This window comes from Nocardiopsis oceanisediminis, assembly GCF_048595525.1.
Lineage (GTDB): Bacteria > Actinomycetota > Actinomycetes > Streptosporangiales > Streptosporangiaceae > Nocardiopsis_A > Nocardiopsis_A oceanisediminis.
The window spans coordinates 1,443,954-1,458,034 of sequence record NZ_JAFMZJ010000001.1; the positions used below are offsets into that span (position 1 = coordinate 1,443,954).

Below are 14,081 nucleotides of genomic sequence, written 5' to 3' on the forward strand. Positions count from 1 at the left end.
TGGTCTAAACCTCTCCGGGGCCCGCCTTCCGTCTAGCGGATTGCTTGTGAAAGAATGCACAAGCGAGGGCGGGGTTGGCGAGCCCCGTCGGAGCAAGCGCATAGCCATCTTTTCGTCGGACGCGACAGAAGAGAGACATGCACGTCAACGGTGACTTACCGATCTCAGCTGCCCTGGCGAGGGGCGGAGAACGGGACTTTTAGGGCGGATATGCGATGACCGAGAGCAGGAACTACCGGTTGGTGCACGGCGGCGGTGACGAGGCGGAGATCCCGCACGTGCTGGTCGTCGGCGGCGGGTACCTCGGGATGTACACCGCGAGGCGGCTGGAGAAGAAGCTCGGGGCGGGCGAGGCCCGGATCACGGTGATCGACCCGAACTCCTACATGACCTACCAGCCCTTCCTCCCCGAGGCCGCCGCGGGCAGCATCTCCCCGCGCAACGTCGTGGTCCCGCTGCGCAAGGTCCTCAGCAGGGCCAAGGTCCTCACCGGGCACGTCGTGCGGATCGACCACGCCAACCGCACCGTCGGCTTCGAGCCGGAGGTCGGAGAGCCCCGCGACATCGCCTACGACCACATCGTGCTGGCCGCCGGCGCGGTCTCCCGGACCTTCCCCATCCCCGGCCTGGCCAAGTGGGGCATCGGCATCAAGACCGTCGAAGAGGCGGCCTACCTCCGCAACCACGTGCTGGAGCAGCTCAACATCGCCGACTCCACCGACGACCCGAAGGTGCGCGCCAAGGCGCTCAACTTCGTCTTCGTCGGCGGCGGGTTCGCCGGAGCCGAGGCCATCGCCGAGCTGGAGGACATGGCCCGCGACGCCACCCGGATCTACCCCTCGATCAGCGTCGACGACCTGCACTTCCACCTCATCGAGGTGGCCGACAAGATCCTGCCCGAGGTGGGCCCCGAGGTCGGCGAGAAGGCGCTCAACCAGATGCGCCGCCGCGGCATCGACGTGCGGCTGAAGACCTCCCTGGAGTCCGCCGAGGACCAGGTCATCAAGCTCAGCGACGGCACCGAGTTCGAGGCCGGCACGCTGGTCTGGACGGCCGGCGTCAAGCCCAACCCGGTGGTCTCCGCGAGCGACCTGCCGCTCGGCCCCCGCGGGCACATCGACACCAGCGAGTACCTGACGGTCAACGGCGTGGAGAACGCCTTCGCCGGCGGCGACAACGCCCAGGTGCCCGACGGCAAGGGCGGCTTCTACCCGCCGAACGCGCAGAACGCGGTCCGCCAGGCCCCGGTGCTGGCCGACAACGTCATCGCCGCGCTGCGCGGCGAGAAGCAGAAGGCCTACCGGCACGACAACCTCGGCGCGGTGGCCGGGCTCGGCCTGCACAAGGGCGCCGCCCAGCTGTTCGGCAAGATCAAGCTGAACGGCCGGCTGGCCTGGTACGCGCACCGCTCCTACCACCTGTTCGCGGTGCCGACCTTCAACCGCAAGTTCCGCGTCCTCGCCGACTGGACGCTCGGCCTCTTCCTCCGCCGGGACTACGCGGCCCTCCCCGAGATGGTCGAGCCGCGCCAGGCCTTCGAGGAGGCGGCCCAGCCCAAGCCGGTGGAGAACGGCCGGCTGCTCCGCCGGGTGAGCTGACCGGGCCCCGGGCTCCCGGGAGACCCGGAACGGCTGCGGGCCGGGGCATCGCGCGATGCCCCGGCCCGCAGCCGTCCGCACGTCCGGAACCGGGGCGCGGGCCCCGGCGGAGGGGGAGGGGAGTACCGGGAGGACCGGGGAAAGCGCCTCCGCCACCGGCGATCCCGCCGTTCGGCCCTCATGGGTATGATGGTCGCGCCCTCGTAGCCCAATGGTAGAGGCAGGCCCCCTAAAAGGGTCACAAGTGTCGGTTCGAGTCCGACCGGGGGCACTCGGCCCGGTCCCGCCGGGCGCCTCCGCCCCGGCTGCCGCCTCCCCGACGGGGCGCCGCGCCGCCGGCCCGCTCAGCGGCTGCCGGGTGTCCGGCCGGCCACCCGGTGGGGTGGCCTCGCGCTTCTCGGCCCGCCCGCGTGCGGCCGGTCCGCGCCGAAGGCGCACACCGCCCGTCCTCGCCGGTCCCGGTGTCGCGGCGGGGGCACCGGGGCACTCCGATGCCCCCGCAACGCCGAAATCGACGAGGAGCGGTGCGGTACGCCGCCCGCTACGGGGCCTCCCTCCGCGAAGCCTCCCCGCGGCGGCGCCGGGCCCCGGACCGCCGCCTTCCCCCGGCCCGCACCCGGACGCGCCGGGTGACCGCTCGCAGACCCGGCGGCCTCTCAGCCGCGCCGCTCGTGCTCCATCAGCAGCTGCAGGTGGGCGAAGAGCCGCTGGTCGGGCTCGGAGAGGTCGATGCCGCTGACCGACTCGGCGCGGCGCACCCGGTAGCGCAGCGTGTTGGGGTGGATGTGCAGCCGCTCGGCGGCGGCGCGGACGTCGCCGAACGCCTCCAGGTAGGCGAGGAGCGAGTGCACCAGCTCCGCGCCGCCGTCGGCGTCGTGCCGGATGAGCCGCTCCACCCGGGGGTCGCGCAGCCCCGGGGTGCGGCGCAGGTGCGCCAGGGTCTCGCTGACCAGCACCCGGGAGCGCACGTGGCCGATGGTGGCGACGTCCAGGGCCAGGTCGCGGCCCATCGCGTCGAGCACCCGGTCGGCCTCCCGGCGCGAGTCGGCGACCTCCTCCGGCGACTCCACCAGGGAGCCGACCGCGCCCTGCACCGCGGCGCCGATCAGCGTGCGGGCCGCCTCCACGGTCTTGCGGGCCAGCGCCAGCACCGAGGCCTCGCCGGAGTCGGGCTGCTCCCCGCCGCTCCGCCGGCCGCGCCCCGACCGCGGCGCCGGCATGTCCGGAAGCAGCACGTAGACCCGGGTGCCGACCGCGGTGACCAGCGAGCTCTTCCGGTAGGCGGCGGTGTGCACCGAGATCAGGTCGATCATCCGGCGCCGCTGCAGCTCCAGCCCGGACCGGTTGCGCTCCTCGGACCAGCCGCGCTGCCCGGGGGCCAGGGTGAACGCGGCGACCAGGGCGGGCCGCTCCGCGGAGACCTCGACGGTGTCGGCCAGCGCGGCGGCCTCGATCCGCCCCTCCAGCAGGGCGGCCAGCAGGTCCTCGCGGAGCCGCAGCCCCGCGGTCACCTCGGTGCGGTGCCGGAGCAGGTGCAGCGCGGTCATCCGGGCCGCGCCGAGCAGCGCCTCCTCGGCGCCCTCGGCGAAGGGGGCGCCGCCCTCCTGCACCCAGATCGCGCCGAGCGGCTGGTCGCCGGCGCGGATCCCGACCGCCAGCCGGCGCCGGATGCCCAGGTCGGGGTGTTCGTCGATGTGCACCACCTCGTCGCCGGAGCGCAGCCGGGTGAACACCCCCCACTCGCGGAGCAGCGCCAGGTACTGCGGCGGTCCCTGCCGGCCCAGCACGGACAGCCGGCGCAGCTCGTCGACCTCGTCGCCGCTGGAGTAGGCCAGCACCCGGCTGGAGGCGTCCTCGATGGAGACCAGCCCGCCGGTGAGCGCGGCGATCGTCTGGGCCAGGGAGAACAGGTCGCCGGGGGACTCGCCGAGGTCGGCGTCGACCCGGAGCCGGGCGTCGTCGACCACGCTGCGGCAGAGCGACTGGAGCTGGTCCCAGCGGACGTCCGGGCGGACCCCGAGCAGCGCCACCCCGGCCTCGCCGGCGGCGGCCCGGAGCAGCGCGGTCTCCTCGGCGGCGGAGCGGGTCCCGGAGGTCCCGGTCTTCACCGCGACGGCGGTGGCGCCCTGCCGGGCGGCGGTGCGCACCAGGTGCCGGGCGGCGGCGCCGCGGGCCCCGATGAGCAGCACCAGGTCGCCGGTGTAGGCCTCCATCTCGTCTTCGGGGTCGATGATCGACACGTTGTCCACCTGGACATCGAGCCCGGCGGGTGCGGCGAGTACTTCGACCAGCGGTTCGCCCACCGCGAGGAGCAGTTGGCGGAGGGGAATGCCTGGTATTTCGTCTGTTATGCCGGTTTCATCGGCTGCCGCCGGGTTCGGCGGGGCGGGGGAGTCGAACGTTTTCATGGTGCGTCCCCTTTGTTTGATCGGACAAGTATGGCGGATGAAGAGTGGCCTTCTCAACAAGGATCGGAGGTGTCGTTTTCGTTAGCGTTTGACCGGTTCAACGACGTTGCCCCACGAAGGAGGTGCCCATGGACGCCGTGACGAACGTGCCCGTGCCGGCGAACGAGCCCGTCCTGACCTACGCCCCCGGCAGCGCCGAGCGCGCCGAGCTGGAGGCCAAGCTCGCCGAACTCGGCAAGGAGCCGGTCGAGCTGCCCATGACCATCGACGGCGAGCGCCGGATGGGCGGCGGGACGCGGATCGACGTCGTCCAGCCGCACCGCCACGCCTCGGTCCTGGGCACCCTGGGCAACGCCACCCACGAGGACGCCCGCGCCGCCGTCGCCGCGGCCAAGCGCGCCGCCCCGGCCTGGCGGGCCATGCCGTTCGACGAGCGGGCCGCGATCCTGCTCCGCGCCGCCGACCTGCTGGCCGGCCCGTGGCGGCAGACGCTCAACGCCGCCACCATGCTCGGCCAGTCCAAGACCGCGATCCAGGCCGAGATCGACGCCGCCTGCGAGCTGATCGACTTCTGGCGGTTCAACGTCGCCTACGCCCGCCAGCTGATGGAGCAGCAGCCCTACAGCCCCGCCGGGCAGTGGAACCGCCTGGAGCAGCGGCCGCTGGAGGGCTTCGTCTACGCGATCACCCCGTTCAACTTCACCGCGATCGCCGGCAACCTGCCCACCGCCCCGGCGCTGATGGGCAACACCGTGGTGTGGAAGCCCTCGCCCACCCAGCAGTTCGCCGCCGACCTGACCATGCGCCTGCTCGAGGCCGCCGGCATGCCCCCCGGCGTGATCAACATGGTCACCGGCGACGGCCTGGCCGTCTCCGACGTCGCGATGGCCGACCCGGACCTGGCCGGGGTGCACTTCACCGGCTCCACCCGCACCTTCCAGCACCTCTGGCGGACCGTCGGCGAGAACATCGCGAACTACCGGTCCTACCCGCGGATCGTCGGCGAGACCGGCGGCAAGGACTTCATCGTCGCGCACTCCTCCGCCGACCCCGACGTGGTGCGCACCGCGATCGTCCGCGGCGCCTTCGAGTTCCAGGGACAGAAGTGCTCCGCGGCCTCCCGCGCCTTCATCGCCCGCTCGGTCTGGGACCGGATCCGCGACGACCTCATCGCCGAGGTCGAGGGCCTGAAGATGGGCGACCCGACCGACTTCGGCAACTTCCTCGGCGCGGTCATCGACCGCCGCTCCTTCGACCGGCTCGCCGCCGTCCTGGAGCAGGCGAAGAGCGACCCGACGCTGACCGTGCTGGCCGGCGGCACCGCCGACGACTCCGAGGGCTACTTCGTCCGGCCCACCGTCATCGAGGGCACCGACCCGTCCAACGACGTGTTCCGCACCGAGTACTTCGGCCCGGTCATCGCGGTGCACGTGTACGAGGACGGCGACTACGAGCGCATCCTCGAGATCGTCGACGAGGGCTCCGCCTACGCGCTGACCGGCGCCGTCATCGCCGACGACCGCGCCGCGGTGCAGCAGGCCCACGAGGCGCTCCGGTTCGCCGCCGGCAACTTCTACGTCAACGACAAGCCGACCGGCTCGGTCGTGGGGCAGCAGCCCTTCGGCGGCGGCCGCGCCTCCGGCACCAACGACAAGGCCGGCTCCGCCCAGAACCTGGCGCGCTGGTCCAGCCCGCGGTCGATCAAGGAGACCTTCGTTCCGCCGGTCGTCTCCTCCCACCCCCACCAGGGCTGATCGGCCCGGACAACCCCCGGGGCCCGGTCCGGACCGGACCGGGCCCCTCCACCCGTCGCCCGCCGCTGCACGGCCGCCCGCCGAGGGGCGGACCTGAGCGCCGGAAGAATGCGAGGTCATCCATGCTTCGTACGCCACTGCTGGCCGCGGCGCGCTCCTCGGCCTGCCGGAAACTGGTCGAGCGCACCCCCGTGACCAGGGCGATGGTCGACCGCTTCGTCGCCGGATCCACCCTGGAGCAGGCGCTGCCGAGCGTCGCCGACCTGGCCCGGGACCGCTACGTCACCCTCGACCACCTCGGCGAGGACACCACCGACGAGGCCCAGGCGCAGAACACCGTCAAGGCCTACACCCGCCTGCTGGAGGAGCTGGGCCGGGCCGGCCTGGGCGAGCGCGCCGAGGTCTCGGTCAAGCTCTCCGCCGTCGGCCAGTTCCTGCCCGCCGACGGCGAGAAGATCGCCCTGGAGAACGCCCGGGCCATCTGCGAGGCCGCGGCGGCGATCGGCACCACCGTCACCCTGGACATGGAGGACCACACCACGGTCGACTCCACCCTGTCCATCCTGCGCGAGCTGCGCACCGACTTCCCCTGGGTCGGCGCGGTGCTCCAGTCCTACCTGCACCGGACCGAGGCCGACTGCCGCGACCTCGCCGGCGAGGGCTCCCGGGTTCGGCTCTGCAAGGGCGCCTACGACGAGCCCGCCTCGGTCGCCTTCCGGGACAAGGGCGAGGTGGACCGGTCCTACGTGCGCTGCATGAAGATCCTGATGAACGGCGACGGCTACCCGATGATCGCCTCGCACGACCCGCGCATGGTGGCCATCGCCCAGCAGCTCGCCGCCACCGCGGGCCGCTCCGAGGACGACTACGAGCACCAGATGCTCTACGGGATCCGCGACGACGAGCAGCGGCGCCTCGCCGCCGAGGGCCGCCGGATGCGCGTCTACGTGCCCTACGGCACCGAGTGGTACGGCTACTACATGCGCCGGCTGGCCGAGCGCCCGGCGAACATGCTGTTCTTCGCCCGCTCCCTGGTGACGCGGAACTGACCGCCCGCCGAGAGCCCTGACGGCCCCCGGTCCGCGCGCGCGGACCGGGGGCCTCTCACCGTTCCCGGCCGGGGGCCGGCCGGCGGCGCCGGTCAGTACGGGCGGTCGCCGACGATCGCCACCCGCTCGGCCACCCGCGGGTGCGGGAAGTAGTCGTTCACCGCGTAGTGCTGGGTGGCCCGGTTGTCCCAGAACGCGATCGAGTCCGGCTCCCAGGCGAAGCGGACCTGGTACTCCGGGACGTGCGCCTGCTGGAAGAGGAAGCGCAGCAGCTCGTCGCTCTCCTCCTTGGGCAGGCCCAGGATGCGGGTGGTGAAGGAGACGTTGACGAACAGCGTCCGGCGCCCGGTCTCGGGGTGGGTGCGCACCACCGGGTGGCGCACCGGCGGGAACCGGTCCTGCCAGGCCAGCAGCCGCTCCTCGTCGAGGAACCGGGCGAAGCCGGGGATCACGTCGTGCTCGGCGACCGCGCCGTCGATCCGCTCCCTGACCTCCTCGGGCAGGTTGTCGTAGGCGGCGGCCATGTCCGCCCACATGGTGTCGCCGCCCTGCGGGGGCACCTGGACCAGGCGCAGGATCGCGCCCATCGCCGGCTCGGGGCGCCAGGTGACGTCGGTGTGCCAGACGTTCTCGTAGCTCGGCGGCGCGCCCCCCTTGGCGAACCGGGCGATGTGCGCGCCGTCGCCCTGCTCGATGAAGGGGTTGGTCTCCAGCTCTCCCCAGAGCCGGGCGATCTCCTGCTGGCGCTCGGAGGTGATCGGCTGGTCCCGGAAGAAGACGACCTTGAACTCCAGCAGCGCCCGGTGGATCTCGGCGCGCAGCTCCGGGCCGACCTCCTCGCGCAGGTCCACCCCGTGGATCTCGGCGCCGATGACCGGGCCGAGCGGGCGGACCTCGAACCGCCGGTAGGGGGCGGACTCCGCGCCCTCGGGGAGGCGGCGCAGCGTCCGCGGCCCCTCGACGACGGCCTCGTCGACGGCGCGGGCCTCGCGCAGCCGCGCGGCCGCCTCCGGGGCGGTCCCGCTCTCGTTCGCGGTGGCGGTCATGGTCTCCCACCTTTCACATCGGTGATACTCGGATTCGGGGTGTGCCGGCGCATGCGCGGAACGCGACGGCCGGGGCGGCGCCGGGGCGGCGCCCGCGGACCGGGGCCGGTCAGGGGATACGGCGGGTCGGAGGGGAGGAGGCCGGCCGGGCCGGCGGATCGCCGGGGCGGCGGAAGGCCGAGCGGAGGCGTCCGCGCGGAGAGGCCGGCGCGGACGGGGCCGGTGCGGCCCGCTCAGCGACAGGAGAAGAGGGGAGGGGACCCCAGGCGGCCGCGCCGCCGGATGATGCCGGCGGCGCCGCGGCGCACCCCGTGGCCGAGTTCACTCCGGCGCAGCGCCGGGAGGAGGCGGGGTTCTGGGCTCATGGCGCCGAGCATGGGATGCGCGGCGGGCCGCTGTCAACCCCTTCCCGGTCGGCGCGCCGCCCCGGTCCCGCCGCCGCACCCCCGGCCACCTGCGGGTAGGGGAGTCGAGTCCGAGCCGTGACAAACCGCGGGGAACCCGCCGGGCCGCCCGTCCGTTACGTTGAAGGCAGTAGACCCACAGCCCTGGAAAGGCTTGCGCGAACAATGCGGATGAGGAGCTCCAATCCCGTCCTGAAGCGGGCGATGAAGTCCGGTCAGGGCGTCGGGTACGGGCAGCCCCAGTACGGTCAGCAGCCGTACGGCCAGCCCGGCTACCAGCAGACCTACGACCCGTACGGCCAGCAGCCCTACGGCCAGCAGGCCTACGGCCAGCCCGGCCACCCCCAGCCGGGGTACCAGCAGCCGCCGATGGCGCCCGCCGGCGGCCGCCCCGTCACCGTCGACGACGTCGTGATGCGCACCGGGTTCACCCTGGGCACCGTCGTCGTCTTCGCCGTCCTCACCTACTTCCTCAGCTGGTCCAACCCGGGCCTGGGGGTCGGCCTGACCTTCGCCGGCGCGCTCGGCGGACTGGTGCTCGGCCTGGTGATCGGCTTCAAGGGGTCCACCAACCCCGCCCTGATCCTGACCTACGCCGCGCTCGAGGGCCTGCTCGTCGGCGGGTTCAGCGCGATCCTGGAGATGCAGCTGGCCGCTTCCGGTGTCAGCGGCGGGGAGAAGGGCTCCCTGGTCCTCCCCGCGGTGATGGGCACCCTGTTCGTCGCCGGCACCATGCTGGCGCTGTACAAGTTCAAGGTCATCCGGGTCACCAACACCTTCATCAAGGTGGTCTCGGCGGCCGCGATCGGCTTCCTCGCGCTGATCCTGGTCAACTTCGTCGCGAGCTTCTTCATCGACGGCGGCCTGGGGCTGCGCGCCGCCAGCCCGCTCGGCCTGATCGTCAGCCTGGTCGCGATCCTGATCGCCGCCGCGGTGCTGGCCATCGACTTCAAGCAGGTCGACGACGCCATCGCGGCCGGCCTGCCGGAGAAGTTCTCCTGGCAGCTGGCCTTCGGCCTGACCGTGACGCTGGTCTGGCTCTACATCGAGATCCTGCGCCTGATCTGGATCCTCAAGTCGATCTTCGCCGAGTAGCCGTCCCGGCCCGCGAACGAACGAGGGGCGCCGCACCCGGTCACCGGGTGCGGCGCCCCTCGCCGTCGGACGGGGCGCGGGCGCTCTGTCAGCGCTGGCGCGGAACGGGCGTGCGGTTGCGGAGCCGGCGGACGTACTCCTGGACGATGGCCTGGGCGTAGCCGTGGCTCAGGTTGTGCTCGTCGGCCAGCCAGGTGGTCCGCTCGGAGCAGCGGGACAGGCTTGGCCCCCTGTCGAGGGTGTCGAACCACTCGTGGAGTTCGCGACCGGTGACGGACGGGATGCGGTCGAGCAGCTGCGCGTGGATCTCCGGCGAGTGGGTCAGCGACATGTGTGCACCTCCGGGTGTGAGCGGCACTTACCTGCGACCCTGCAACAGGAACCCGGCGCGGACAAGACCTGGTGACCGGGTTTTACCTTCGGATGCTGTTCCCGTCCCCGAACAGGGGGAACGTCGGGGCGGGTGCGCAGGACGAGGCGGGGCGCCCCCGGAGGGACGCCCCGCCCGGCCCGCGGGAACCGCTCGGCCCCGGTTCCGCGGACCCCGCTAGGAGAGCCGCTCGAAGACGGCCGCCATGCCCTGGCCGCCGCCCACGCACATGGTCTCCAGCCCGAAGGTCTTGTCGTGGAACTGCAGCCCGTTGAGCAGGGTGCCGGTGATCCGGGCGCCGGTCATGCCGAACGGGTGGCCGACCGCGATCGCGCCGCCGTTCACGTTGAGCTGGGAGTCGATGTCGATGCCCAGGTCGTCGGCGGACGGCAGCACCTGGGCGGCGAACGCCTCGTTGATCTCCACCAGGTCGATGTCGGAGATGGTCATGTTGGCGCGCTCGAGCGCCTGCCGGGACGCCTCCACCGGGCCCAGGCCCATGATCTCCGGGGAGAGCGCGCTGACCCCGGTGGACACGATCCGGGCCAGCGGGGTGATGCCCAGCCGGCGGGCCTTGGCGTCGCTCATGATGACCACCGCGGCGGCGCCGTCGTTCAGCGGGCAGCAGTTGCCCGCGGTGACCGTGCCGTCGGGGCGGAACACCGGCTTGAGCTGGGACACCTTCTCGTAGCTGGTGCCCGGGCGGGGGCCGTCGTCCTTGCTCACCACGGTGCCGTCGGGCAGCGTGACCGGGGTGATCTCCCGCTCCCAGAACCCGTTCTCGATCGCCTTCTCGGCGAGGTTCTGCGAGCGCACGCCGAACTCGTCCTGGCGCTGCCGGGAGAGCCCGCGCATCTGCACCACGTTCTCCGCGGTCTGCCCCATGGCGATGTAGACGTCGGGGACCTCGCCGTCCTCGCGCGGGTCGGTCCAGGAGGCGGCGCCGCCCTCGGCCCGCTTGGCGGTGCGCTCCTCGGCCGCGGCGAACAGCGGGTTCTTGGTGTCCGGCAGGGAGTCGCTGTTGCCCTTGGTGAACCGGCTGACCATCTCCACGCCGGCGGAGACGAACACGTCGCCCTCCCCGGCCTTGATGGCGTGGTAGGCCATCCGGGTGGTCTGCAGGCTGGAGGAGCAGTACCGGGTGACGGTGGCGCCGGGGACGGTGTCCAGCCCGAGCTGCACCGCGATCACCCGGGCCAGGTTGTTGCCCTGCTCCCCGCCGGGCAGGCCGCAGCCGAGCAGCAGGTCGTCGATGTCCTCCGGGTCGAGCTGGGGGACCTTGGCCAGCGCGGCGGTGATGATCTGCGCGGTGATGTCGTCGGCCCGGAGGTCCTTCAGCGACCCTTTGAAAGCGCGCCCGATGGGCGAGCGCGCGGTCGCGACGATGACGGCTTCAGGCATGCTCGCGGCCCTTCTCGAAGGTGCGCGGGGCGGTCCCCCGCGCAGGAGATCACGTTATTACCGGCACGTTAACCTGTGCCGTCCCCGGTACCGCCGCCCGGGGTCGGCGTACCCGCCCCGGCCTCCGCCGCACGCTGCGCCGCCGGCGCTTCGGGGCGGCGCCGCAGCAGCATCGCCCAGCGGCCGAGCGGCCCGCGCTCCCGCCCGGCCACCTCGGTCCCGGAGACCTCGGTGCCCGGCCGGTCGACGGCCGCCGCCGCGGCCCGGTGCACCGGCAGGACCTCCTCCGGTGCCTCCTCCGCCTCCTCCAGCTCGGGCAGGAGCCCCAGCAGGACGCAGGCCGAGGGGAGCACCACCGAGGCGGCGGCCGCGTAGCCGCGCGCCGAGGGGTGGAACCGGTCCGGGCCGAACAGCTCCTCCGGGCGCGCCCAGAACTCGTCTGAGAGCAGGTCGGTCAGGGAGACGGTGCGCCCGCCGGCCTCCACCACCGCGACCGTCTGCGCGGCCGCCAGCCGCCGGGAGGCGCGCCGCGCCACCGTCCGCAGCGGCCACCCGATCGGGCGGACGCTGCCCAGGTCGGGGCAGGTGGCCACGACGACCTCGGCGCCGCCCGCGCGCAGCCGGCGCACCGCGTCGCGCAGGTGGTCGGCGGAGTCGGCGGGGCGGGTCAGCCGGATCACGTCGTTGGCGCCGATGAACACCACCGCCAGGTCGACCGGGGCGCCGCGCAGCCGGTCCAGCTGCGCGCCCAGGTCGGCGGAGGCGGCGCCGACCACCGACATGTTGCGCAGCCGCACCGGCCGGTCGGCGACGGCCGCGATGCCCTCGGCGAGCAGCACGCCCGGGGTGAGCGGCCCCTCGGTCAGCGCGAACCCCGCCGCGGTGGAGTCGCCGAACAGCGCGAAGGAGATCGGCGGGCCCTCGCCCTCGCCGTAGATCCGGCGCACCCGCGGCCGCTTCCACTCGGTGAACCCGACCGCCCGGTGCGCCAGCCTGGCCTGCAGGTACAGCAGCGCCACCGTGCCGGCCCCGAGCAGTGTCAGACCGCCGCCCCCGAACGCCGTGGCGGCCGCGATCCTCCGCGCCCTCACCGCCCGCAGCATCTCCCGCCTCCCGCCCGCTCCCCGGTCTCCACGCCGATGGGGCGCGGTGCCGCGCCCCACGTAGGAGGGTGCCCCCTGCGCGCCCGCGGTACGCCCCGCGCGGAACCGCCCCCGGGCGGTAATGTCGGCCCGGACAGGGGAGAACGCCCGCAACCAGGGCGGATCCTCGGACAATGGCGTCGGAAGGAAGAACCCTCATGCGGGTGCACGAGTCTTTGATCGACCTCGTCGGAGACACCCCGCTGCTGCGGCTGAACAAGGTGACCGAAGGCCTGGCGCCGACCGTGCTGGCCAAGGTCGAGTACTTCAACCCCGGCGGGTCGGTGAAGGACCGGATCGCCCTGCGCATGGTCGAGCAGGCGGAGAAGGACGGCCTCATCGGACCCGGCGGGACCATCGTCGAGCCCACCTCCGGCAACACCGGCGTGGGCCTGGCCATCGTCGCCGCCCAGCGCGGCTACCGGTGCGTGTTCGTCTGCCCGGACAAGGTCGGCGCGGACAAGCTCTCGGTGCTGCGCGCCTACGGCGCCGAAGTGGTGGTCTGCCCGACCACCGTGGCGCCCGACCACCCGGAGTCCTACTACTCGGTCTCCGACCGCCTCGCGCAGAGCATCCCCGGTGCCTGGAAGCCGAACCAGTACACCAACCAGAACAACCCGGAGTCGCACTACCGCTCCACCGGACCGGAGATCTGGGAGCAGACCGAGGGGCGGATCACCCACTTCGTCGCCGGCATCGGCACCGGCGGCACCATCACCGGGACCGGCCGCTACCTCAAGGAGGTCTCCGGCGGCCGGGTCAAGGTGATCGGCGCGGACCCGGAGGGCTCGGTCTACTCCGGCGGCAGCGGCCGCCCCTACCTGGTGGAGGGGGTCGGCGAGGACATCTGGCCGGAGACCTACGACCCGGAGATCTGCGACGAGGTGGTCGCGGTCGGCGACAAGGACTCCTTCCTGATGACCCGCCGGCTGGCCAAGGAGGAGACGCTGCTGGTCGGCGGCTCCTGCGGGCTGGCGGTGCAGGCGGCGCTGCGGGTGGCCGCCACCGCCTCCCCCGAGGACGTCATCGTGGTGCTGCTGCCCGACGGCGGCCGCGGCTACCTGGGGAAGATCTTCAACGACGACTGGATGGCCGACTACGGCTTCCTCAGCGCCGAGACCGAGGAGCCCACCGCCGCCGACGTGCTCGGCGGCAAGGCCGGCGACCTGCCCGAGTTCGTGCACGTCCACCCGCACGAGACGGTGGGCACCGCGGTGGAGATCATGCGCGAGTACGGGGTCAGCCAGCTCCCGGTGATGAAGGAGGAGCCGCCGGTGATGGCGGCGGAGGTGGTCGGCTCCATCGCCGAGCGCGACGTGCTGGACGCGCTGTTCACCGCCAAGGTCCGCCTGGAGGACACGATCGCCGACCACATGAGCCCGCCGCTGCCGGTGGTCGGCGGCGGCGAGCCGGTCAGCGAGTGCGTCCGGCTGCTGCAGGGCGCCGGTGCGGTGGTGGTGCTCCGCGACGGCAAGCCCGCGGGCGTCCTCACCCGCCAGGACGTCCTGGCCCACCTGGCCGGCTAGCGGATCCGGCCGCCCGGCGGCGCCCGGGCCGCTCCGGGCGCCGCCGGCCCCTCTTCTGCCGATCTGCCCGGTCCCGCGGCCGCGTCCTGGCAGACGAGCCGGCCCGGCGGCCCGGACGGGCGCCGCGCCGACCGGGGCACGTGCCGCCGCGAGGGTGCGCGGGCGGGAGCTCCTCGGCAGACCTCCCCGGCGCCGGGCCCGGAGTGCGCGTCCCGGTCCCGGCCGGCCCTCACGGCCGGGACCGGAAAAGAACCCCCGGGGGCGCTGCGGCGGTGCCGCCCGGGGCCG

At 73.4% G+C, this 14,081-nt stretch carries 10 protein-coding genes and 1 tRNA gene; 6 read left to right on the forward strand and 5 right to left on the reverse strand.

Going from position 1 to position 14,081, the window contains the following annotated elements; all coding sequences use genetic code 11:
- Positions 1 to 215 precede the first annotated feature (215 nt).
- Together J0910_RS06510 and J0910_RS06515 are read left to right on the forward strand one after the other, a co-directional pair.
- The gene (locus tag J0910_RS06510; RefSeq protein ID WP_420157616.1) at positions 216 to 1,598 is read left to right on the forward strand and encodes an NAD(P)/FAD-dependent oxidoreductase; all 1,383 of its coding nucleotides are present in this window, start codon (positions 216 to 218) and stop codon (positions 1,596 to 1,598) included.
- A gap of 197 nt (positions 1,599 to 1,795) precedes the next feature.
- Positions 1,796 to 1,869 (forward strand) — tRNA-Leu (locus J0910_RS06515).
- 385 nt (positions 1,870 to 2,254) lie between these two features.
- Here the strand turns inward: J0910_RS06515 and J0910_RS06520 are convergent.
- On the reverse strand, positions 2,255 to 3,928 hold the full coding sequence (locus J0910_RS06520; RefSeq protein WP_420161905.1) for a helix-turn-helix domain-containing protein: 1,674 nt from the start codon (positions 3,926 to 3,928) through the stop codon (positions 2,255 to 2,257).
- Between the two features lie 206 nt (positions 3,929 to 4,134).
- On the opposite strand from J0910_RS06520, the gene pruA reads away from it, so the two are divergent.
- Positions 4,135 to 5,760, forward strand: a complete 1,626-nt coding sequence (pruA, locus tag J0910_RS06525) for an L-glutamate gamma-semialdehyde dehydrogenase (RefSeq protein ID WP_420157617.1) — start codon at positions 4,135 to 4,137, stop codon at positions 5,758 to 5,760.
- Between the two features lie 122 nt (positions 5,761 to 5,882).
- Positions 5,883 to 6,809, forward strand: a complete 927-nt coding sequence (locus J0910_RS06530; RefSeq protein ID WP_420157618.1) for a proline dehydrogenase family protein — start codon at positions 5,883 to 5,885, stop codon at positions 6,807 to 6,809.
- Between the two features lie 92 nt (positions 6,810 to 6,901).
- Here the strand turns inward: J0910_RS06530 and J0910_RS06535 are convergent, their stop codons facing one another.
- Complete coding sequence (locus J0910_RS06535) at positions 6,902 to 7,855, reverse strand: TauD/TfdA dioxygenase family protein (RefSeq protein WP_420157619.1); 954 nt, start codon at positions 7,853 to 7,855, stop codon at positions 6,902 to 6,904.
- Between the two features lie 569 nt (positions 7,856 to 8,424).
- Here J0910_RS06535 and J0910_RS06540 point away from each other — a divergent pair.
- Complete coding sequence (locus tag J0910_RS06540) at positions 8,425 to 9,354, forward strand: Bax inhibitor-1/YccA family membrane protein (protein WP_420157620.1); 930 nt, start codon at positions 8,425 to 8,427, stop codon at positions 9,352 to 9,354.
- 88 nt (positions 9,355 to 9,442) lie between these two features.
- On the opposite strand, the gene J0910_RS06545 is transcribed toward J0910_RS06540, so the two are convergent.
- The 3 genes from J0910_RS06545 to J0910_RS06555 all read right to left on the reverse strand — a co-directional run bounded on the left by J0910_RS06545 (position 9,443) and on the right by J0910_RS06555 (position 12,228).
- Complete coding sequence (locus tag J0910_RS06545; RefSeq protein ID WP_420157621.1) at positions 9,443 to 9,685, reverse strand: DUF4287 domain-containing protein; 243 nt, start codon at positions 9,683 to 9,685, stop codon at positions 9,443 to 9,445.
- Positions 9,686 to 9,901: 216 nt separating this feature from the next.
- Positions 9,902 to 11,125: an acetyl-CoA C-acetyltransferase gene (locus tag J0910_RS06550; protein WP_420157622.1), complete on the reverse strand. Its 1,224-nt coding sequence runs from the start codon at positions 11,123 to 11,125 to the stop codon at positions 9,902 to 9,904.
- A gap of 68 nt (positions 11,126 to 11,193) precedes the next feature.
- Complete coding sequence (locus J0910_RS06555) at positions 11,194 to 12,228, reverse strand: SGNH/GDSL hydrolase family protein (protein ID WP_420157623.1); 1,035 nt, start codon at positions 12,226 to 12,228, stop codon at positions 11,194 to 11,196.
- A gap of 197 nt (positions 12,229 to 12,425) precedes the next feature.
- On the opposite strand from J0910_RS06555, the gene J0910_RS06560 reads away from it, so the two are divergent.
- Entirely contained in the window at positions 12,426 to 13,793 is a 1,368-nt protein-coding gene (locus tag J0910_RS06560; protein WP_420157624.1) for a cystathionine beta-synthase, read from the forward strand.
- Positions 13,794 to 14,081: the final 288 nt, after the last annotated feature.